Genomic DNA, 19,152 nt, shown 5'->3' with positions numbered 1-19,152 from the left:
CGATGGCTCAGACGAGGGCCGCCCAAGTGGCCGCCGGTCCGGCGCTGGTGCTGGCCAGCGCGAGCCCCCGGCGCCTCGACCTGCTGGCCCAGGTCGGCGTCACGCCCGACCGGGTCGATCCCGCCGATATCGACGAGACCCCGCTGCGCGACGAGACCCCTCGCCGCCATGCCTTGCGGCTGGCGGTGGAGAAGGCGCGCGCCGTCGCCATCCGCGCGCCGGGTGATTTCGTGCTGGCCGCTGACACAGTGGTCGCCGTCGGCCGCCGTATCCTGCCCAAGGCCGAGACAGAGGCCGACGTCCTCTATTGTCTCAAGCTGCTGTCAGGCCGGAACCACAAGGTTTTCACCGGCGTCGCCTTGATCGCCCCTGATGGGCGAGAAGCGTCGCGCCTGGTCGAGACCAAGGTCGGCTTCAAGCGCCTGTCCGACGTCGAGCGCGACGGCTACGTCGCTAGCGGCCAGTGGAGGGGCAAGGCGGGGGGCTACGGCGTGCAGGGACTAGCCGGCGGCTTTATCACCGACCTGCAGGGCTCCTATCCCAGCGTCGTGGGCCTGCCGCTGTACGAGACGCTGAATCTTTTGACTGGCCTGGGCTACAAGCGATGAGCGAGCGCCGCGCGTACCTCTACAAGGGCGTCGGCGAGACCGTCGGGGTCATCACCCTGGATGGCCGCCCCGAACGCCTGTTCATCTCATGGCCCACTGACGACCCGCTGGACGCCGAGGGCGTGAGCGGAGTCGCGCGCGTCAAGAAGATCGAAAAGACCTTCGCCTCGGCCTTCGTGGCCTTGCCGGGCGGCCAGGATGTGATCCTGCCGCTACGGCCCGACATGCCCAAGCTCGTCGAAGGTGGCGTGGTCGAGATCGAGATCAAGACCGCTTCACGTCAAGATAAGGCGGCCGTCGCCCGCTTCGTGGCGGAAGGCGAGGGCGAACCGCGCGTAGTGACCGCCGCCCCGTCCGTCGAGGAGCGGTTGCGGCACTCTGTGAAGGCCGGTTCGCCCACGACGGGCGACAAGGCGCTCCAGGCCGTCGAGGAGGCTGAGGCCGGCGCCTTGACGACCGTATTCGCTCTGCCAGGCGGCGGCGATATCGCCGTCGAGCCGACGCGGGCTCTGACCGCCATCGACGTGGATCTCGGCGCCCGCGAGGCGTCCGATTCGAAACGCGCCGCCCGGCAGGCCAACATGGCCGCGCTCAGCGTCGCGGCGCGGGTGCTGCGCCTGAAGGGGCTCGGGGGGATAATCGTCTTCGACCTCGTCGGACGCGGTCACGACGGACAGGCCCTGACCACGGCCGCTCGCAACGCCTTCGCGGCGGATAACCCGGGCGTCGGCGTGGGCGCGATCAGCAAGTTCGGCACGCTGGAGATGATCGTCCCCCGTCGCGCGCCGCCGATCCTGGATCGCCTCCTGACGCCAACGGGTGCTCCGAATCCCCGTCACCAAGCCCGTCGACTGGCGCGCGCTCTGGAGCGCGAGGGCAGGGCGCAGGGCGGGGCTCGCCTGACGGCCCGCTGCTCGCCCGCGGTCGCCGAAGCGTTTTCCGTCGAGCTGGACGCCGGGGTCGCCGAGCGCTTGGGGCGTCGTTTCAGCATAGAATCTATAACCAATTGGCCAGACGACCGCATGGAGGTGTTCGCCACATGAGCACGGGGTGCCCGATTTGCGGCAAGCCTGTCGAAAAGGCCTTCCGCCCCTTCTGTTCCAAGCGGTGCGCGGACGTGGACCTGCAGCGCTGGTTCAGCGGCCGTTACGTCGTCGCCGGGGGCGAGGACTCCGACGAGAATCCTTCGTCAGAAGTCATCAACAAGGAATGACAAAAGGGCGCTGGACTTCGCCGCGCGCCTTCTCTATAGACCCGGCTCCTCGCTTCGCGGCGAGTTCGCCGAGGCGGTTTCTTCCCGCCAAGGTCAGATGCCTGGGTAGCTCAGTTGGTAGAGCAGCGGATTGAAAATCCGCGTGTCGCTGGTTCGATTCCGGCCCCAGGCACCACCTTCTTCGCCTCCCACAAGGTTCACACCCAAGGCTCTGGTTCAGGGCGTGGGGCGTCATTTTTCTTTCATACCGAAGCGTCCGCTCCCAAGACGCGCGCGCTCATTTGCCAAGCCGGCAGGCGCCTTTCTTCGGCGACCACTGTTTTGTTGCCCTGCTGCGGTGCAGCATCGCCAATCTTCCTGCTGGGGGAAAAACGCCCCGTTTTCCTGAAAACCCCTTTGTGCGTCGCGGTAAAAGCTGGGGGTGTCAGGCGTCTACGACGATTTTGTGCCCAAACGAGACCCTTGACGGTGCGAAAAGGGGTTGCCAAAGGACCACAGCCGCAATTCTAACATTGCGGTAAGACCGGAGCCCCTTCAAAGGGCATCGGTCGCACGCGCTTCGAAACGATCCTTCTGGAGGCCTGGTCCTCGTGAGGGGCGTAACGGGTCGAGCGCAGCGAAGCGGGTCCGTCCCGAGGTGAGAGAAATCGAACCTAGGAACGGGCTATTCAGAGTTAGGGTGGAGACGCTCTCGCGCGACGACCCTCGGTCCAAACGTGCTAGACCAATCAGGAACTGGCGACAGATGCTCGACATTAAACGGAAGACCCCCCTCATCGCTCTCGTTGGCGCCGTTGCGCTGATGGTGAGCGCCCCGGCTTTTGCCCAAGACGCCGCGGCTCCGGCCCCCGCGACTTCGGAAGCCGCCGCTCCGGCCGATCCTGCCGCTCCGGCTGCTGACGCCGCTGCTGCTCCGGCCCCCGAGGCCGCTCCCGCCGAGGAAGCCGCCAAGCCGGCCGGCCACTCGCTGACCCCGATCGGCATGTTCATGCAAGCCGGCGCGGTCGTTAAGGTCGTCATGATCGGCCTGGTTCTGGCCTCGGTCTTCTCGTGGGTTCTGCTGCTCACCAAGATTTTCGAGTTCAGCGCCCTGAACAAGCAGTCGGACAAGTTCCTGGAAGCCTTCCGCGGCGCTCGCTCGATCGCTGACATCGCGCGCATCAGCTCGTCGGAAGAGTTCGAAGGTAACCCGCTGGCCGACATGGCCTCGGCCGCCTCGCAAGAAGTCGAACTGTCGCGTCAAGCTGGCCTGCAAGTGGCTGGCGAACACCGCGACTCGACGCTGGCTCGCGCCACCTACGCCATCAGCGCCGTTCAAGCCTCGCTGGCCAAGCGCCTGTCGGGCGGCATGGTGTTCCTGGCTTCGGTTGGTTCGGGCGGTCCGTTCATCGGTCTGTTCGGTACGGTGTACGGCATCATGACGTCGTTCATCGGCATCGCGAACACCAACACGACCAACCTCGCCGTCGTGGCGCCGGGTATCGCTGAAGCCCTGCTCGCCACCGGTATCGGCCTCTTCGCCGCTATCCCGGCCGTTATCTTCTACAACTACTTCCAGACCCGCATCTCGGCCTACGGCACGCGTTCGGAAGGTTTCGTTGCTGAACTGATGAACGCCATCTCGCGTCAGCTCGACAAGGGGGCGTAACACCCATGGCCGCCAAACTCTCAGGCGGTGGGGGCGACAGGTTCAACGTCGAACAGAACAGTGAGATCAACGTTACGCCCTTCGTGGACGTTATGCTGGTCCTTCTGATCATCTTCATGGTGGCCGCTCCGCTGGCTTCCGTGTCGGTCGAGGTGAACCTGCCGCCGGCGGTGGCGAAATCATCGCCGCCTCCATCCAAGCCGGTTTACGTCTCGATCAAGCAGTCGGGGCAGCTCTACCTGGGCGATAACGAAACCAGCATTGATGAGCTGGGCTTCGATATCACCAAGAGCATGGGCCGCCGCGATCCGACGAAGGAGCGCATTTTCATCCGGGCCGACGAAAAGGTTCGCTATGGGGCTTTCATGGAGGTGATGAACACTCTCCAGGATAACGGCTTCTACAGCGTGGCGCTCGTTGGGCGGGATGATAGCTAGTAGGGGTGCTGCATGGCTGAACAACAAACGCCCGAGCATCGCCACTACGATCCGCTCACTTCGGAGCGCCCGCGTCGGAAAAAGGGTTTTGGTGCTTTTGGCATCTCCCTGACAGTGGTGGCTGGTCTGCACGCACTTCTCTTCGTTTATCTTGCGAAGCAGAAGTTCGAGGCAGTGTTCCAGGAGTACTCGGACGACGCGACCGTTGTGGAGTTGCCTCCGCCGCCGCCGCCGCCGCCGCCGCCTCCGCCGCCGCCGCCGCCGACCAACGAGCCGCCGCCGCCTCCGGCCGTGGTGCAGCCGCGTCCCCCGGTGGCTCCGCCGCCGGACGTGACGCCGCCGCCGCCGCTGCCGATCCCGCCCGTTGAAAAGCGGGTCGAGACGACCGCTCCGCCGGTTATCTCGCAGGCTCCGCCGGTTCCGACGAACCCGCCGGCTCGCGCCTCGGTCGTGACCCGTCCGGACTGGGCCCGTAAGCCCAGCGCGGACGACATGGCCCGCTACTTCCCCGACCGCGCTCAGCGGATGGAAGTCAGCGGCAAGGCGACGATCTCGTGCACCGTCACGGCGAAAGGCACGCTGGAAGGCTGCTCGGTCATCTCCGAGAGTCCGGCCGACATGGGCTTCGGCGACGCGGCTCTGCGTCTGTCGCGCCTGTTCCGGATGAAGCCGAAGACCCTCGACGGCGCGCCCGTCGACGGTGGCCAGGTGACCGTCCCGCTGGTGTTCCAGGTCCCGCAATAGGGTCTGGGTCCAGACGATGACTAAGAAGCGCCCCGGAGTTTCCGCTCCGGGGCGTTTTCCTGTTAAAATCGTCTGGATCGGCGCTTGATCCCAGGGGCCGATCCGACTAAAGACGACGCCTCGCGATGAGCCGGCTTAGCTCAGTTGGTTAGAGCGCTAGATTGTGGATCTAGAGGTCCTCGGTTCGAGCCCGAGAGCTGGTACCATCGCAAGCACTTGAAAAGCCCGGGGTTCGCCTCGGGCTTTTTGCTTTATGGCTCGCGCCCGAAGCTAGGCCTCCAAAATGTCATGGAAAGGGTTTGAAACTCAGCGCTTGGAGCCGCGCTTTCGATGCCTTGCCCGAATCCGCTGCGCAGACGCTAAGGTTGCGGTCTAGATCGCCACGACCGACGAGACCGTCGACGCGTTGAATCCGCAACGCCGGGTTTCGATAGCCGCTGGAGGGGACTGAACTATGGTCTGGGGCATTCCGCCCAGCGCTTCACGCGCGCCGTCTGGAGGTCGTCTAAGGCTGCTGTGGCGGCTTGCTGGGGCGATGCTTCTGTTGTGCATCGCGTCGAGTCAGGCGCTCGCCCACGATCATGGCCGTCGCGGCCACGACCACGCTGGCGAACGGGGGCCCTATGGGATCAAGGCGGACTATCTCGCCAAGTTCACGCCGTTCGTGACCTGGCCCGAAAGCGCCTTCGAAGGGCCGACCAGTCCCTTCCGATTGTGCATTGGCGGCTATGATCCATTCGGGAGGCTGATCGACCGCGTGACGCTTGGACGCCGCGTCGGTGAGCATCCGATCGTGGTCGTTCGGCTTCAGGCCGTGACCAAGGCCGCCGAGTGCCACATGTTGTTCGTGTCGGCGTCGCGTGCGCAGCCTCCCAGCCAGATGTTCGCGGCGGTCGCGGGTTATCCGGTTCTGACCGTCGCCGACGAGACGCTGGAGGCGCCGGAAGCCATGATCCAGTTCGTCACGGTCGAGGGCAGGGTGCGTTTCGATATTCGCTCTGATGCCGCCCAGGCCCAGGGCTTGACGTTGAGCTCCAAGCTACAGTCGCTGTCGGTCTCGCCCCGGGGCGGCCCGCGATGAGCGAGGCGGCGTCGTCTGGCTCCCGGCGCTGGCGTCCGGCGTTGACGGTGTCGATGGCGGTCGCCTTGGCCATCGCTATCGTCGTCGCTGCCTTCGGCATGGCCGTCTACAATGAGCGCTTGAGCGAGCAGGAGCGCTTTCGTCAGGCTCAAGTACAGTTGCGGATTCTCGCCGGCAGCCTTGCGGCGCCCCTGGCCTTTGACGATCGTTCCGCCGCCCAGGAGTACGTGGGGGCTCAAAGCTCGAACCCGGATGTCGAGGCCGTTGCGGCCTACGACATGAGGGGGGAGCTGGCGGCCAGTTATGCGCGGGGTGGCGCGCCGCCCCCCGCCAGGAACGCGATCGCGCCGCCCCGTCGTGACGGCGCGCGCCTCGTCCTGACGGCGCAGGTGACCGAGGGCGGGACCGTGCTGGGCTCAGTCTATTTGCGCACGGTGCTGGAGTCACCGGCGCGACGCGCGATGCGCTATGCCGGCTTTGGCCTGCTAATTGTCATGGCGGCGCTGTTGGTCGCCGTGCTGGGCGCCGCCAACGCGCGGGAAGCTGAGGCCTATCGCAAGCTCAAGGCCGAGATCCGCGAGCGCGAAAAGGCCGAGGACGCCCTGCGCCAGTCTCAGAAGATGGAGGCCATGGGGCAGCTGACCGGCGGCGTGGCTCATGATTTCAACAATCTCTTGATGGTCGCCTCCAGCGGTCTCGACCTTCTGGAGCGCACCTCCGATCCGACCCGGCGCGACCGGCTGCGCGACGGCATCCGTCAGGCTATCGACCGCGGCGCCAGCCTGACGCAGCAATTGCTGGCCTTTTCCCGCCGCACGCCGCTCAAGCCCGAGGTGATCGACATCGGCGAGCGCCTTTCCGGCATGCTTGCGATCCTTGATCGCTCCCTGCGCGAGGATGTCACCGTGCGCATGCAATTGCCGCCAAACCTCTGGCGGGTCGAGGTGGACGCCTCCCAGTTGGAGGTGGCGGTGCTGAACATCGCCATCAACGCCCGTGACGCGATGCCGGACGGTGGAACGATCACGATCGAAGCTCGCAACGAGCCTTCGGGCCAGCCTGACGGCGTTGGCGATATGGTCCGGCTTTCGATACGGGACACCGGCGTCGGCGTCGCGCCCGACATGGTCAGCCGCCTGTTCGAGCCCTTCTTCACGACCAAGGCCGTTGGCAAGGGAACCGGGCTGGGACTGTCCCAGGTGTATGGCTTCGCACGCGCCTCCGGCGGCGAAGTCGGCGTCGACAGCGCTCTGGGTGAGGGGACGACGATCTGGCTACGCATCCCGCGTTCAACCAAGGCGCTCCTCGGTCCCGCGCCGTTGCTCGAAAAGCCCACCTCGTTGCGGGGGGATCGCCAGCGGATCCTACTGGTCGAGGACGATGACAGTGTCGCCCATCTGGTCGAGGAGATGCTGCGAGAGCTGGGCTATGACGTGCAGCGGGTCGGTGACGGCGCCGGGGCCCTCGACACCTTGCGCAGCGATCCAGGCTTCCAGCTGGTGTTCAGCGACATGGTCATGCCGGGCGATATCGGCGGCCTTGATCTGGCGCGAGACATCTCCCGCCTGCGTCCCGACCTGCCGGTGGTGCTGACCACCGGCTACAGCGCGGCCGCGGCGGCGGCCAGCAAGGAAGGGCGGCGGGTGCTGGTCAAGCCCTACCGCATAGAGGCGCTGGCGGCCGAGTTGGACGCGGTGCTGGCGGGGCCGTCCCGTCCCGACTAGGTCTTCTGCACATGCCTCGCATGTGAGACTTGGACGGCGCCGGAACGTGTAGCACGGCATCGGTGTTGGTTGGCGGTCGGGATTATCCAGGAGATTTACATGGCCGCCGCCACCAAGAATTCGTCCACCACAGCCAAGACCGCCAAGGCCCGCAAGGCCACTCGCCGCACCGGTCGCCGCGACCCGCTAGCCATCCGCCTGCTCAAGCAGGACCACCGCGAGGTGGAGAAAATGTTCGACGAATACGAACAGCTGGAAAGCAACAGCGAGAAGCAGGAGCTGTTCAACCAGATCGCCCTGGCCCTGAAGGTGCACACGCAGATCGAGGAGGAGATCCTCTATCCGGAAGAGCGTGGCGACGTCGAGGACGACCTGATCGACGAGGCCTATGTCGAGCACGACGGCGCCAAGAAGCTGATCGCTGAAATCGAAGCGATGAAGCCGGGCCAGGAGTTCTACGACGCCAAGGTCAAGGTGCTGGGCGAGTACATCAAGCACCACGTCAAGGAAGAGGAACAACCCGGCGGTTTCTTCGCCCAAGCCAAGAGGGGCGACGAGGACCTCGACGCCATGGGGGAACGGCTCAAGGCGCGCAAGGAAGAGCTGATGGCCAAGATGGGCGCCAAGGCGCACTGAGGCGTAGGTTCCTCCCCCGCGATGCGGGGGAGATGGCCCTGAGGGGCGGAGAGGGCGATCTGGGCTTATGCTGCATTTGCCCCCTCGGTCACGCCCTGACAGCTCCCCCGCATCGCGGGGGAGCACCTTCTATGTCAGCCCAGCCAGCGCTGCCGCCATTCGGAGGTCCTCGACAAACTCCGCATAGGCGCGCGCCTTGGCCGCGGCGTCAGGCGCGCGCAGCAGGAAAGACGGGTGATAGGTCACCAGGCCCTGAGCTTGGTCTGGCAACTGCAAGGCCCTGCCGCGATTGGCCTCGATGGGCGTCGGCTTGCCGATCAACCCCAGAGCCGCTGTCGCGCCCAGCATCACGATCACCCGAGGTCGAACGATCCGCCGCTCGGCGTCCAGCCACCAGCGGCAGGCGGCGACCTCGCCGCGATCCGGCGTCCTGTGGAAGCGCCGCTTGCCGCGGACCTCGTGCTTGAAGTGCTTTACGGCGTTGGTAACGAACGCTTGGTCGCGGGGCACGCCTGCTTCGGCCAGCGCCTTGTCGAACACCTGGCCAGCCGGTCCGACGAAAGGCCGCCCGGCCAGATCTTCCTGATCGCCCGGCTGTTCGCCGACGAACATCAGCGGCGCGCGACCAAGGCCTTCCCCCGGCACGCCCTGGGTCGCGTCGCGCCACAGGTCGCAACGTCGGCAGAGCTGAATCCCGGCCTCCGCCTCCTCCAGCGTCGTCGGCGCGCCTTGCCCAAAAGAGGCGTCGCGTGAATGTCGCAGCGCGGCCTTCAGCACCCGTTCGGAGGGCGGTCGAGTGGGGGCGGCGACCATGGCGGCGGCGCGCTCCTGGGCGGTGGCGATCAGTTCCGGAATGAGCGCCGCCTCCGGCAGGTTCCGCCAATAGCGTTTGGGCATCTCCTGGCGCATCTGCTTGGGGTTCAGCCGCGCCGGGTTGAAGATCGAGGCGTAGTAGGTGCGCCAGAGCTCCTCCTGCGCGTCCTCTGACGGTGCGTCGGCCGGGTCTGCGCCTTCCGACACCATCAACCGCTCGCCGTCCCAGGCGACACAGACGTCGGGCGTCAGGATCGTCCAGTCCATGGCGGTGAAGCGGCGCACGAAGAACGGCGCGACCGCCTCGGTGACGCGGTGCGCCGGCTCGAACCAGGCGGCGTAGGTCTCGGTCGCCGCGCCCTCGACCAGCCGGAAGCGGACGAAGGCCTTCATCTTGTGCGCGGCGCGGCTGACGGCCTTGGCCATATCGCGGGCTTTGGCCATGTCGGCGTCGGCGGGGTTCTCGATCAGGCGCGGCTCGCGTTCCAGCCGCCACAAGATGCGGTAGAGCAGGGCGAAGCGCTCCGGCGCGCGGTTTAGGATGACCTGCTCGGCCAGCTCCAGGAAGGCGGCTGGGACAGTAAAGCCCCTTCCCCCTTGCGGGGAAGGGGTTGGGGATGGGGGTGTTTGCTCTGAGTTCGCCGGGCTGACACCTCCAGCTCCAGCCCCCTCCCCGCAAGGGGAAGGGGAGAAGAGGTCTCTCTCCACCGTCCACACCACGCCCTCAGGCTCCACCCCCTCCGCCCGCAGCGCCCGCGCCGCCGTCCGCCAACCGGCGAAGTCGGTCTCGCACGCCAGCCGAACGACCCGCATCAGAACAGGCTCAGCTGCTGGGGCTGGACCAGCGCCGCCTTCAGGCTGTCGCGATCGGTCAGAGCCCCCGGCGTCCAATCGACGGTCACGACGAAAGGCTTGGCGCGCTTCAGGACAGCCCCCACGCGCTTCAAGTCGTCCAGGGTCAAGCGCGCGACCTTGCGGGCCGCCAGGACGCGTCCCACGGCCTTGGCGCCCAAGCCGGGCACGCGCAGCAGGGTCTCGCGATCGGCGGTCTGGATATCGACGGGGAAGCGTCCCCGGTTCCTCAGCGCCCAGCCGGTCTTGGGATCGACCGACAGATCCAGGTCCTCGCCCTCGGCGACGATCTCGGGCCGCTCGAAGCCATAGAACCGCATCAGCCAGTCGGCTTGATATAGGCGGTGCTCGCGCAGCAGCGGCGGGCGGGCCAGCGGTAGGCGATGGCTGGCGTCCGGGATGGGGCTGAAGGCGGAATAGTAGACGCGGCTCAGCCGATAGGCGCCATAGAGGTTGGCGCTGCGGGCCAGGATGTCGCCGTCCTTGGCCGCGTCCGCCCCGACGATCAGCTGGGTCGACTGGCTGCGCGCGAAGGTCCGGCGCCCCGCTTTGCGCGCGGGATCTGCGCGATCCTCGATCTCCAGGCGCATTCGGCCCATGGCGCGCTTGATGTCGGTGACGTCCTTTTCGGGCGCCAAGGCCTTGAGGCTGTCGTCGCGCGGCAGTTCGATGTTGATCGACACCCGATCGGCGTAGAGCCCCGCCTCGGCCGCCAGCTCTGGCGAGGCCTCGGGGATCAGCTTCAGATGGATGTAGCCGCGGAAATCGTGGTCCAGCCGCAGCGACTTTGCCACCCTGACCATCTCCTCCATTGTGTAGTCGCCGGTGCGGATGACGCCCGACGACAGGAACAGGCCCTCGATGTAGTTGCGCTTGTAGAAGTTCAGGGTGAGGTCGACGACCTCCTTCACCGAGAAGCGCGCCCGGGCCGTGTTCGACGACACGCGGTTGATGCAATAGGCGCAGTCGTAGATGCAGAAGTTGGTCAGCAGGATTTTCAGCAGGCTGATGCAGCGACCATCTGGGGCGTAGGCGTGGCAGATGCCCATGCCCTCTGTTGAGCCCACGCCCTGGCCACCTAGCGAGTTGCGCTTTTGAGCGCCGGACGAGGCGCAAGAGGCGTCGTACTTGGCGGCGTCGGAGAGGATAGCGAGCTTACGCCTAAGATCGAGAACGGCCATAAGCAGCACGTTATCGTTCTTGATTTGTTCTGAAAAGTCTCCACGCGCGATTCTTGCCTGAGGCGAGAGATCGCGCGTGAATAGCAACGTCGAGGGGCAGCCGTCTGGACGTCCGCCTCTCGACGAAAGGCTTAGCCGTTGACGGCGTCCTTCAGTTGCTTGGCCGGCGTGAAGGCGACCTTCTTGCTGGCGGCGATTTCGATGGTCGCGCCGGTGGCCGGGTTGCGGCCGGTGCGGGCCGGCTTGGCCTGGACCTTGAACTTGCCGAAGCCCGGGATCGAGACTTCTTCGCCCTTCACGGCGGCGTCGGAGATCGACTTGAAGACGCCGTCGATGATGGCCTTGGCTTGGGTCTTGGTCAGCTTGTCGTCAGCGGCGACAGCGGCGTCGACCAGATCGGAAACGTTCGTCATCTCTAAGCTCATTCCTGTGAATCAGGGAAGTGTTGAAGCCTGACGAGGCTGAACGCGTTTGTCACCCGTAAGGGAAGGTTAAAACGTCGATTCATGGGGGCAAAACGCCCGTGGGCCTGGGTTTTTCACGAAATCGTCTTCTCCCGAAGGGCAGGTTTCAGGGCAAAGGCGTTAATTTTAGTCCCGAAAGTGGATTACCAGCTGGCTCGCGCCATAGGTGATTCCGCGAGGGAATCGCGTTTCGGGCGCTCTCAGGTCGCTTGGCGAGGCGCTCGTTGACGACACCCGGAACGCCGGAAGCCGCCATCCATTTCTCCTACGACCATAGGAGAAGAGTCATGACCGAAGTCGAAAACGGATGGGACGGCCAGGACGGCGCCGAGGTGATGGACGACGACGTGATCGGCCGCGATGGCGAGTTTCGCACCTTCGAGGAGCTGCCGGACGTCTTGGACGTCACCCAGGCCGAGGGCGACGCCGACGACGATGACGCCCTGATCGGCGAGGATCTCGATGACGAGGAGATCATCGAACTGGAGCGGGACGAGGACCCCGGCGACGGTCGCGATGTCGACGACGAGCGTCCGCAAGTCTTCGGCGGCGAATAGGGCGGCTAGGGATGGCGGGGCGCAAGCTCACGGCCCACGAGGCCAAGCGCGACTTCGATAAGACAGCCGAGCCCTCGGGCCAAGTCGCCGTCGCCGCGTCCGAGCGCGCGCGCTTTTTCATCCAGAAACACGCCTCCACTCGACTACACTACGACCTGTGGCTGAAGCGCCCGCCCTGGCCGAAGCGGTCGAACTTCTTGAACCGAAAGTGACGCCCCTGTCGAAGCGAAGAAACGGCAAGGCTTCGGTGCGGGGCGTGGCGATCTCCAATCCCGACAAGCCCCTGTGGTCCGACGCCGGCGATGGGACGCCGGGAACCAAGCTCGAGCTGGCGGAATACTTCGAAGCGGTCGGCGATTGGATGCTGGAGCACATCAAGGGCCGCCCGTGCTCGGTGATCCGCATGCCCGACGGCATCGACGGCGAGACGTTCTTCCAGCGTCATTCAGGCAAGGGTGTCTCGTCCCTGATCGACGACATGGTCGTCAGCGGCGACCGCAAGCCCTACCTGGTCTTCAACACCGTGGAGAGCCTGGTGGCGGCCGCCCAGTGGGGCGCGACCGAGCTTCACCCCTGGAACTGCCGGCCGAACAAGCAGGACGTTCCCGGCCGCCTGGTCTTCGACCTGGACCCCGCGCCCGACGTGTCGTTCGACGCCGTTGTGGAGGGCGCGCGGGAGATCCGTGACCGTTTGGAGGCGTTGGGCCTGTCGCCCTTCTGCAAGACCACGGGCGGCAAGGGGCTGCATGTCGTGACGCCGCTGAAGCCCCCAAAAAAGGGAGAAGCGGTCGACTGGGACACAGCCAAGGCCTTCGCCCGCGAGGTCTGCGCCCAAATGGCGGCCGACAGCCCCGAGCGCTACCTGCTGAACATGGCCAAGAGGGAGCGGGGCGGGAAGATCTTCCTCGACTACCTGCGCAACGACCGCATGAGCACGGCGGTGGCGCCGCTATCGCCCCGGGGCCGGCCGGGCGCGCCGGTGTCGTGGCCGGTGTCCTGGACCCAGGTGAGGAAGGGGCTGAACCCCAAGCGCTTCAATCTGCGCACCGCGCCGGGGTTTTTGAAGAGCCTCGACGCTTGGGACGTCTATGCGGAGAGTGAGCGGGACTTGGCGGCGGCGATCAGGAGGCTGGGCGGCGAGAAGACGAAATAGCCCCACCATAAATTGTCATCCCGCCCTTGTTGTTCAGGCCGGGGACATAGCTGACGGGTGTTCGGGCAGATAGCTGACGCATCATTGGCTGGAGGCCACCGATCACCGCCAGCCCAAATCGCCGTTGCGTTGGCGTATCAACAGGGTTCGGGCGCGGGTGACTGGCCAGCCGAAGCGGCAGGCGGCCGTTACGGCGCTTCGTCGTCCACCATGGCGCGGACCAGGTCGACGACCCGGCGACGCAGGCGCCGATCGGCCAGGCGCGGGAACAGCCCGGCCAATTCCAAGCCTTCGGGCGTCGAGACGAACTCGGTCATGCGCTGGGCGAAGCCGTCGTCCATGCCGCCGTCGGTGTCTTCCAGGCCCTCATAGAAATAGGAGACCGGGGCCTGCAGCAGCTTGGCGGCGTCATAGAGCTTGCTGGCGCTGATGCGGTTGGCGCCGCGCTCATACTTCTGGATCTGCTGGAAGGTGATCCCGAGGGCGTCAGCGACCTGGGTCTGGCTGAGACCCATCATCTTTCGGCGAATCCTCAGCCGCGCGCCCACGTACAGGTCGACGGGGTGGGCCTGCTCAGCCGCGGGTCGATCGTTCATCCGCCTTAAATCCCTCAACGCCGCGACGCGGCTCAAACGCGAGTATTAACGATATAGACCGAGCTTCGCGGAGTCGTCACGCCCACGCTTACACGCAACGGGTCAATGAAACGATTATGGCTGCGTCCGGGCTTGACGTGCACGATACGGGAATGTGTCTGCGCCGGATGCAATCAGATGACGGCGCAAAGATCGCGGTGGCGGGAGCCGGGGCCTTCGGCTCGGCGGTGGCGTTACGACTGGCCCAGGCCGGACGGGCGGTCACGGTGTTTGATCCTTCGCCGCCGGGCCTAAACGCGTCCGGTGTGGCCGCTGGCATGCTGGCGCCCGTCAGCGAGGCGCTATTCGACCCCCTTTCGCGTGATCATCTGCCGCTGATGCGCCGCGCCCGTGATCTCTGGCCGGATTTCGCCGAGGCCCTGGCGATCGCTCTTTCGCGCGCTGGCGTGCGGCTCGAGGGCTCCAAGGCTTGGCGGGCTGAGGTCGCGGCGCGGCTGGAGCAACTGGGCCTCGCCGCGGGCGATACGATCGCCGAGGACTGGCGGCTGGAAGCGCGATCGGCCCTGACCAACCTCCGCGCGGCGGCGGAAGACGTCGGTGCGGTTTTCGATCCTGGCGAGGTCGTTTCCTTTGAGTCCGGCGCTCTGACGCTGACCGATGGCCGAGTCGAGTCTTTCGATGTGCTGGTTCTGGCCACCGGGCCGGGCGTTCGCGATGGCCGCATAGCGCCCGAGACCTCGGCGCTAGCGCCGATCAAGGGACAAATTCTCCGCACCTCCGCCCCGGATCACGACGCTGCGGTGGTGCGCGGCCAGGGCGTCTATCTGGCGCCTGGAGAGGCAGCCCTGTCCATCGGCGCGACCATGGAGGCGGGGCGCGACGATCTTGCGCCGGACGCGTCAGCGACTCAGGCGCTGCGTCGCGCCGCCCAAGACCTGCGCCCGGGCCTCGATCTCGATCACGCGGTGGTGGAGGTCGGCGTGCGAGCCACCACGCCCGACGGTTTGCCGCTCGTGGGCTGGAGCCGAGCGCCGGGCGTCATGTTGGCGGTTGGCGCCCGACGTAACGGATGGCTGTTCGCGCCGCTTGTTGCGGATATGGTGGCGGCTTATCTGACAAGCGATAACCCAGGCCCCGACGCCGCTGCTCTCGATGCGCGACGGTTCGAGAAGGCCTAAAGGGGCGACGCACAGCGCAGGGGAGTAAGGCCGGATGTCCGGATTCTGGTTGACCGAAGAGCAGGAAGCCATCCGCGAGGGCGTCGCCAAGGTCTGCGCGGCCTTCGACGATGAATACTGGCGCCGCACCGACGAGACCGGAAACTTCCCCGAGGACTTCGTCGCCGCCATCGCCGAAGGCGGCTGGCTGGGCGTGGCCATGCCCGAAAGCGTGGGCGGCGCCGGCCTGGGCCTGACCGAGGCCGCCGTGATGATGCAGACCGTGGCGCAGTCGGGCGCGGGCTTTTCGGGCGCCTCGGCGATCCACCTGAACATCTTTGGCCCCATGCCGTTGGTAAAGTTCGGCACGGATGAGCAGCGCGAGCGCCTGCTGCCGCGCCTGATCTCCGGCGAGGACAAGATGTGCTTCGCCGTTACCGAACCCAACTCGGGCCTCGACACCTCCAGCCTGGAGACGCGGGCCGAGAAGGTGGACGGCGGCTATCGCCTGAACGGCCGGAAGATTTGGACCACCGGCGCCCAGCGCGCCAACAAGATCCTGATCATCGCCCGCACCACCCCTAAGGACCAGTGCGCCAAGCCGACCCAGGGCCTGTCGCTGTTCTATACCGACCGCGAGAAGATCGAGGCCAAGCCGATCCCGAAGATGGGCCGCAAGGCCGTCGAATGTAACATGCTCTTTATCGAGGACTTGTTCGTCCCGGCCGAGGATCTGGTCGGCGAGGAGGGCAAGGGCTTTCAGTATCTGCTGCATGGCCTCAATCCCGAGCGCGTGCTGTTCGCTGCGGAGGCCATCGGCCTGGGTCGTGCGGCCCTGGCCAAGGCTACGACCTACGCCAAGGAACGCGTGGTGTTCGGCCGGCCGATCGGACAGAACCAGGGCGTGGCGCATCCGCTTGCCAAGTCGTGGGCTGAGCTCGAGGCCGCCAACCTCCTGGCCTTCAAGGCCGCCGCGCTCTACGACGCGGGCCAGGAGTGCGGGGCCGAGGCCAACGCCGCCAAATATCTAGGGGCGGAAGCTGGCTTCCATGCCTGCGAGGCGTCGGTGCTGGCGCATGGCGGCATGGGCTACGCCAAGGAATACGACGTCGAGCGCTACTTCCGCGAGGCGATGATCGCCCGCATCGCGCCCATCAGCCGCGAGATGATCCTGAACTTCATCGCCGAGCGCGTCCTGGGCCTGCCCAAGAGCTACTAGGCGGCGCCTGAAAAGGCATGGCCGGGTCGCTGGAAGGCGCGACCCGGCCGCCGTTTCAACACCGGACGAAGCTTTCTCAGTCCGCGTTGAACCGGATCGGGATGCTGACGGTTGCGCCGTCCACGGGCTCGCCGTTCTCCATCTGCGGCTTCATCTTGAAGAAGCGCGAGATCTTCAGGGCGGCCGCGCCGAAGCCTTCGTCCGCAGGGGTTTCGGAGACGACCGCGCAGTTGCGAACCGCGCCGCTGACTGTCACCGCGCAGCTCAGGGTGGCCGAACCGGAGACCCCGCGACGCACCGCGCTTTCAGGATAGTAGCGCGCCACATCATCGGCGGACGGAACGCGCAGCCAGTTGGCTCGGGTGATCACCTTGGTCGGCGGGGCCGGCGGCGTCGCGAGCGCGGTTGGCGCGGTTGGCGCGGTCGGCAAGGTTGACGGACCTGGCTGTGGCGGACCGTCCACCTTCACCGGCTCGATCGGCAAGGGCTCGGGCGTCGGCAGGGGTGTGGGGACCGGCGTATGCAGCCGAATCTGATTCTGCTGCGGCGGGGTCTGCGACGGGGGAGGCGGGGGCGGCTTGGGCGTGTAGACCTGCTCGATCACGAACGGTTTGTCGGGCTCAGCCGTCGGAAGGGGCTGGGTCCACTTCTGATAGGCGAGGTAGCCGATCAGCATCATGTGCGCGGTGGCCGAGACGCCGAGGCCCAGGATCAGTACGCGGGACGGCTTGCGCGGCGCCGCGTCCAGGCCAGAAATGCCGGAACCATTGGGATACAGGGCCAGAGCCATATTGATCTCCCTAGTGGAATTACATCCGTAGGATCAGGTCAGCACGCGTGCGCGCTCTTGTAAATTGACAATCGTAATCCTGATGGAGATTTCTCTTACGCCCGTAAGATCGCCTGCGGCATCTCGTCTCCGGACGCGCGACGCGGAACGTGGTTAATTGGGAATTAACTATGATCGCCGACTCCTGAGACCCATGCCCGCCGTAGGTTCCATTCGCAGCGTCGTTGAGTCGGCCATCCAGCGCGCCTCCAGCGCGACGGGGGTTGATTTCACCTTCCTGATGGGGACGGCCAAGCGCGAGAGCGGTTTCAACCCCGCCGCCAAGGCGCGGACCTCGTCGGCGTCGGGTCTTTTCCAGTTTGTCGACCAGACTTGGCTGGCCACGCTGAAGAAGCACGGCTCCAAGTACGGCTACGCTCGCTACGCCGATCTGATCACGCAAAGCTCCGATGGTCGCTATCGCGTCGCTGGCGACGAGGCCCGAAAAGCGGTTCTGGGCCTGAAGATGGATCCCCACGCCGCCTCGCTGATGGCCGGCGAGCTGACCTCGGATCACGCCTCGTACCTGCGCGGCCGGGTGGGGCGCTCGCCCACGGCCGGCGAGCTCTACGCCGCCCACTTCCTGGGGCCGCAGGGCTCGGCCAAGCTGATACAAGCGGCCACGACCTCGCCGAGCGCCAGCGCTGCGGCGATGTTCCCCGAAGCCGCCCAAGCCAACCGCTCGATCTTCTATCGCGACGGTCGCCACACAACGGTGGGCGAGCTCTACGCGAACCTGACCAAGACTGGCGGCTCGACCCGGATCGCCGATCCGGCGCCGTCGCGCCCGGCCGATGATGACCAGGGCTTCACGCAGTACGCTAGCGGCCGTCGCCTGGAGCATATCCAGCAGCAGGAGGCGGTGATGAACCTCATCCTGCGTGGCTCGCAGGACGTCGGTGATCCGTTCGGCGGCGCGGGTTCGTCAGGCTCCTCGGGCATGGGCGCCGGTCAGCGCCTTGCCAATTCGATGTTCTCGGCCGAGATGCTGCGCGTGCTGGCCGAGGCCAACGACAAGGTCAAGCAGCGCTGACCGCTGTCAGGGCGGCTACCCTTTCCTCGTCCCATCCAAGCTCGCGGAACACTGCCGCTGTGTCCGCGCCGAGTGCGGGGGCGGGGCCGCGTGGTCCGTCAGGCGCGCCCGGGAAGCGGGCCGGGGCGGCTGGAGCACGGAAAGTCCCGCCGCGCCCGTTGGGCGTCTCCACGAAACAGCCCGCCGCTTCGGCCTGTGGGTCCTGCGCCAGCTCGCGCGGGGTCTGATAGGGGGCCCAGGTGATGTCGCCGGCGTCCAGCGCCTTGGCGGCTTCGGCGTAGGTCATGGCGCCGAAGGCGGCGTCCAGGATGTCGACCAGCGCCTCACCATGCTCGCGCCGGGCCTTGGCCGAGGAAAAGCGTGGGTCGTCGACCAGTTCTGGCCGGCCGGCGGCGGCGGCGATGCGCGGCCAGTCGACCGAACCCTGGCGCGGCAAGAGACAGATCCAGCGCCCGTCGGCTGTCTTGTAGAAATTGGCGAGTGGCTGCACGGCTTCGCGGCGGCCTCGCGTCGAGGCCAGTTTTCCCAGGCGTAGCTGGATCGCCATGTCCGAGCCGATCGCATAGACGCCAGTCCGCAGCAGCGAGGTCTCGACCAGCCGCCCTTCGCCGGTGCGCTGGCGCTCGAAAACGGCTGCCAGGATCGCCGAGACCGTCGCCAGCGACGTCACGTGGTCCCCCATGCCCGTGCGGATCGGGAACGGCTCCGAGCCCTTCGGTGCGGTGATCGCTCCAACGCCGGCGCGCGACCAGAAGGCGGCGACGTCCATGCCGGGCTTGTCCGCGTCCGGCCCCGTCAGGCCATAGCCGGTGAGGCTGGCGTAGATCAGGCGCGGATTGACGGCCTTCAGAGCCTCGAAGTCCAGGCCGGCGCGGGCTAGCGCGGCGGGGCGGACATTGGTCAGGAAGACATCGGCCGTCGCGACCAGAGCCTTCAGCGCCTCGCGGCCCAGGTCGCTGCGAATATCGAGAACCACGGCCCGCTTGCCGCGATTGTCCAGTTCAAAGACGGGGTTGGCGTCCTGGTCCGAACCAATGGTGTCGAAGAAGCGCCGCATGGGGTCGCCCTCGGGCGACTCGACCTTGATCACGTCCGCGCCCCAGTCGGCCATGATCCCCGCCGCGCCCGGGGCGGCGATGTAGGTCGCCAGCTCGATGACCCGCAGTCCTTCCAGCATCGCGTCCTCCCATTGTGTTCTTGGACAGAA

Annotated in this window: 21 protein-coding genes and 2 tRNA genes; 17 read left to right on the top strand and 6 right to left on the bottom strand. The window is 66.4% G+C overall.

Features of this window, described 5'->3' with window-relative positions:
* Positions 1 to 2 precede the first annotated feature (2 nt).
* The 11 genes from CSW59_RS18850 to CSW59_RS18800 all read left to right on the top strand — a co-directional run bounded on the left by CSW59_RS18850 (position 3) and on the right by CSW59_RS18800 (position 8,091).
* Entirely contained in the window at positions 3 to 608 is a 606-nt protein-coding gene (locus CSW59_RS18850) for a Maf family nucleotide pyrophosphatase (RefSeq protein ID WP_099445503.1), read from the top strand.
* Positions 605 to 1,651, top strand: coding sequence for a ribonuclease E/G (locus CSW59_RS18845; RefSeq protein WP_099445502.1), 1,047 nt, complete (start codon positions 605 to 607; stop codon positions 1,649 to 1,651). Before CSW59_RS18850 ends, CSW59_RS18845 begins: the two co-directional genes overlap by 4 nt.
* A complete protein-coding gene (locus tag CSW59_RS18840; protein WP_099445501.1) occupies positions 1,648 to 1,821 on the top strand; it encodes a DNA gyrase inhibitor YacG in 174 nt (57 codons plus the stop codon). The genes CSW59_RS18845 and CSW59_RS18840 overlap by 4 nt, the downstream gene beginning before the upstream one ends.
* A gap of 99 nt (positions 1,822 to 1,920) precedes the next feature.
* Positions 1,921 to 1,996, top strand: a tRNA-Phe gene (locus CSW59_RS18835).
* A 570-nt stretch (positions 1,997 to 2,566) separates the two neighbouring features.
* Positions 2,567 to 3,469 (top strand): MotA/TolQ/ExbB proton channel family protein, encoded by a 903-nt coding sequence (locus CSW59_RS18830; RefSeq protein ID WP_099445500.1) that lies wholly within the window; start codon positions 2,567 to 2,569, stop codon positions 3,467 to 3,469.
* Positions 3,470 to 3,474: 5 nt separating this feature from the next.
* Positions 3,475 to 3,906: a biopolymer transporter ExbD gene (locus CSW59_RS18825; RefSeq protein ID WP_099445499.1), complete on the top strand. Its 432-nt coding sequence runs from the start codon at positions 3,475 to 3,477 to the stop codon at positions 3,904 to 3,906.
* 12 nt (positions 3,907 to 3,918) lie between these two features.
* Positions 3,919 to 4,650, top strand: coding sequence for an energy transducer TonB (locus tag CSW59_RS18820; RefSeq protein WP_099445498.1), 732 nt, complete (start codon positions 3,919 to 3,921; stop codon positions 4,648 to 4,650).
* 129 nt (positions 4,651 to 4,779) lie between these two features.
* Positions 4,780 to 4,856 (top strand) — tRNA-His (locus CSW59_RS18815).
* A 329-nt stretch (positions 4,857 to 5,185) separates the two neighbouring features.
* A complete protein-coding gene (locus tag CSW59_RS18810) occupies positions 5,186 to 5,731 on the top strand; it encodes a YfiR family protein (protein ID WP_236632268.1) in 546 nt (181 codons plus the stop codon).
* A complete protein-coding gene (locus CSW59_RS18805) occupies positions 5,728 to 7,455 on the top strand; it encodes an ATP-binding protein (protein ID WP_099445496.1) in 1,728 nt (575 codons plus the stop codon). Before CSW59_RS18810 ends, CSW59_RS18805 begins: the two co-directional genes overlap by 4 nt.
* A gap of 99 nt (positions 7,456 to 7,554) precedes the next feature.
* Positions 7,555 to 8,091 (top strand): hemerythrin domain-containing protein, encoded by a 537-nt coding sequence (locus tag CSW59_RS18800; protein ID WP_099445495.1) that lies wholly within the window; start codon positions 7,555 to 7,557, stop codon positions 8,089 to 8,091.
* 129 nt (positions 8,092 to 8,220) lie between these two features.
* Here the strand turns inward: CSW59_RS18800 and CSW59_RS18795 are convergent, their stop codons facing one another.
* The 3 genes from CSW59_RS18795 to CSW59_RS18785 all read right to left on the bottom strand — a co-directional run bounded on the left by CSW59_RS18795 (position 8,221) and on the right by CSW59_RS18785 (position 11,350).
* Complete coding sequence (locus CSW59_RS18795; RefSeq protein WP_099445494.1) at positions 8,221 to 9,717, bottom strand: UdgX family uracil-DNA binding protein; 1,497 nt, start codon at positions 9,715 to 9,717, stop codon at positions 8,221 to 8,223.
* The gene (locus tag CSW59_RS18790; RefSeq protein ID WP_099445493.1) at positions 9,717 to 10,946 is read right to left on the bottom strand and encodes a putative DNA modification/repair radical SAM protein; all 1,230 of its coding nucleotides are present in this window, start codon (positions 10,944 to 10,946) and stop codon (positions 9,717 to 9,719) included. The genes CSW59_RS18795 and CSW59_RS18790 overlap by 1 nt, the downstream gene beginning before the upstream one ends.
* A 122-nt stretch (positions 10,947 to 11,068) precedes the next feature.
* Positions 11,069 to 11,350, bottom strand: coding sequence for an HU family DNA-binding protein (locus CSW59_RS18785; RefSeq protein ID WP_066682603.1), 282 nt, complete (start codon positions 11,348 to 11,350; stop codon positions 11,069 to 11,071).
* 338 nt (positions 11,351 to 11,688) lie between these two features.
* Between CSW59_RS18785 and CSW59_RS18780 the strand changes: the two genes are divergently transcribed.
* From CSW59_RS18780 to ligD, 3 genes are read left to right on the top strand one after another with little or no spacing between them, the layout of a single operon-like run.
* Entirely contained in the window at positions 11,689 to 11,958 is a 270-nt protein-coding gene (locus CSW59_RS18780) for a hypothetical protein (protein WP_099445492.1), read from the top strand.
* 11 nt (positions 11,959 to 11,969) lie between these two features.
* Complete coding sequence (locus tag CSW59_RS21010; protein WP_099445491.1) at positions 11,970 to 12,170, top strand: hypothetical protein; 201 nt, start codon at positions 11,970 to 11,972, stop codon at positions 12,168 to 12,170.
* Positions 12,167 to 13,111, top strand: coding sequence for a non-homologous end-joining DNA ligase (ligD, locus tag CSW59_RS18770; RefSeq protein WP_236632267.1), 945 nt, complete (start codon positions 12,167 to 12,169; stop codon positions 13,109 to 13,111). The genes CSW59_RS21010 and ligD overlap by 4 nt, the downstream gene beginning before the upstream one ends.
* Before the next feature lie 188 nt (positions 13,112 to 13,299).
* Here the strand turns inward: ligD and CSW59_RS18765 are convergent, their stop codons facing one another.
* Positions 13,300 to 13,707 (bottom strand): helix-turn-helix domain-containing protein, encoded by a 408-nt coding sequence (locus CSW59_RS18765; protein ID WP_099445490.1) that lies wholly within the window; start codon positions 13,705 to 13,707, stop codon positions 13,300 to 13,302.
* 167 nt (positions 13,708 to 13,874) lie between these two features.
* Between CSW59_RS18765 and CSW59_RS18760 the strand changes: the two genes are divergently transcribed.
* On the top strand, positions 13,875 to 14,885 hold the full coding sequence (locus CSW59_RS18760) for an FAD-binding oxidoreductase (protein ID WP_099445534.1): 1,011 nt from the start codon (positions 13,875 to 13,877) through the stop codon (positions 14,883 to 14,885).
* 34 nt (positions 14,886 to 14,919) lie between these two features.
* Entirely contained in the window at positions 14,920 to 16,083 is a 1,164-nt protein-coding gene (locus CSW59_RS18755; RefSeq protein WP_099445489.1) for an acyl-CoA dehydrogenase family protein, read from the top strand.
* Positions 16,084 to 16,159: 76 nt separating this feature from the next.
* On the opposite strand, the gene CSW59_RS18750 is transcribed toward CSW59_RS18755, so the two are convergent.
* Positions 16,160 to 16,873, bottom strand: a complete 714-nt coding sequence (locus CSW59_RS18750; protein ID WP_099445488.1) for an energy transducer TonB — start codon at positions 16,871 to 16,873, stop codon at positions 16,160 to 16,162.
* A gap of 193 nt (positions 16,874 to 17,066) precedes the next feature.
* On the opposite strand from CSW59_RS18750, the gene CSW59_RS18745 reads away from it, so the two are divergent.
* Entirely contained in the window at positions 17,067 to 17,945 is an 879-nt protein-coding gene (locus CSW59_RS18745; protein WP_099445487.1) for a transglycosylase SLT domain-containing protein, read from the top strand.
* On the opposite strand, the gene CSW59_RS18740 is transcribed toward CSW59_RS18745, so the two are convergent.
* Positions 17,932 to 19,122 carry a CaiB/BaiF CoA-transferase family protein gene (locus CSW59_RS18740; protein ID WP_099445486.1) on the bottom strand — a complete coding sequence of 397 codons (1,191 nt, stop codon included), beginning with the start codon at positions 19,120 to 19,122 and terminating at the stop codon, positions 17,932 to 17,934. The two genes, CSW59_RS18745 and CSW59_RS18740, sit on opposite strands and share 14 nt — an antisense overlap.
* Positions 19,123 to 19,152: the final 30 nt, after the last annotated feature.

The organism is Caulobacter sp. BP25, from assembly GCF_002737755.1.
In the GTDB taxonomy this organism is placed as follows: Bacteria; Pseudomonadota; Alphaproteobacteria; order Caulobacterales; family Caulobacteraceae; genus Caulobacter.
The sequence above is the reverse complement of the archived record's forward strand: the minus strand, read 5'-3'. Positions and strand labels throughout refer to the sequence as shown.

Coding starts and splice junctions, on each gene's coding strand:
- CSW59_RS18850 (WP_099445503.1), top strand. CDS start 3: ATGGCTCAGACGAGGGCCGCCCAAGTGGCCGCCGGTCCGGCGCTGGTG.
- CSW59_RS18845 (WP_099445502.1), top strand. CDS start 605: ATGAGCGAGCGCCGCGCGTACCTCTACAAGGGCGTCGGCGAGACCGTC.
- CSW59_RS18840 (WP_099445501.1), top strand. CDS start 1,648: ATGAGCACGGGGTGCCCGATTTGCGGCAAGCCTGTCGAAAAGGCCTTC.
- CSW59_RS18830 (WP_099445500.1), top strand. CDS start 2,567: ATGCTCGACATTAAACGGAAGACCCCCCTCATCGCTCTCGTTGGCGCC.
- CSW59_RS18825 (WP_099445499.1), top strand. CDS start 3,475: ATGGCCGCCAAACTCTCAGGCGGTGGGGGCGACAGGTTCAACGTCGAA.
- CSW59_RS18820 (WP_099445498.1), top strand. CDS start 3,919: ATGGCTGAACAACAAACGCCCGAGCATCGCCACTACGATCCGCTCACT.
- CSW59_RS18810 (WP_236632268.1), top strand. CDS start 5,186: ATGCTTCTGTTGTGCATCGCGTCGAGTCAGGCGCTCGCCCACGATCAT.
- CSW59_RS18805 (WP_099445496.1), top strand. CDS start 5,728: ATGAGCGAGGCGGCGTCGTCTGGCTCCCGGCGCTGGCGTCCGGCGTTG.
- CSW59_RS18800 (WP_099445495.1), top strand. CDS start 7,555: ATGGCCGCCGCCACCAAGAATTCGTCCACCACAGCCAAGACCGCCAAG.
- CSW59_RS18795 (WP_099445494.1), bottom strand. CDS start 9,717: ATGCGGGTCGTTCGGCTGGCGTGCGAGACCGACTTCGCCGGTTGGCGG.
- CSW59_RS18785 (WP_066682603.1), bottom strand. CDS start 11,350: ATGACGAACGTTTCCGATCTGGTCGACGCCGCTGTCGCCGCTGACGAC.
- CSW59_RS18780 (WP_099445492.1), top strand. CDS start 11,689: ATGACCGAAGTCGAAAACGGATGGGACGGCCAGGACGGCGCCGAGGTG.
- CSW59_RS21010 (WP_099445491.1), top strand. CDS start 11,970: ATGGCGGGGCGCAAGCTCACGGCCCACGAGGCCAAGCGCGACTTCGAT.
- CSW59_RS18765 (WP_099445490.1), bottom strand. CDS start 13,707: ATGAACGATCGACCCGCGGCTGAGCAGGCCCACCCCGTCGACCTGTAC.
- CSW59_RS18760 (WP_099445534.1), top strand. CDS start 13,875: ATGCAATCAGATGACGGCGCAAAGATCGCGGTGGCGGGAGCCGGGGCC.
- CSW59_RS18755 (WP_099445489.1), top strand. CDS start 14,920: ATGTCCGGATTCTGGTTGACCGAAGAGCAGGAAGCCATCCGCGAGGGC.
- CSW59_RS18750 (WP_099445488.1), bottom strand. CDS start 16,873: ATGGCTCTGGCCCTGTATCCCAATGGTTCCGGCATTTCTGGCCTGGAC.
- CSW59_RS18745 (WP_099445487.1), top strand. CDS start 17,067: ATGCCCGCCGTAGGTTCCATTCGCAGCGTCGTTGAGTCGGCCATCCAG.
- CSW59_RS18740 (WP_099445486.1), bottom strand. CDS start 19,122: ATGCTGGAAGGACTGCGGGTCATCGAGCTGGCGACCTACATCGCCGCC.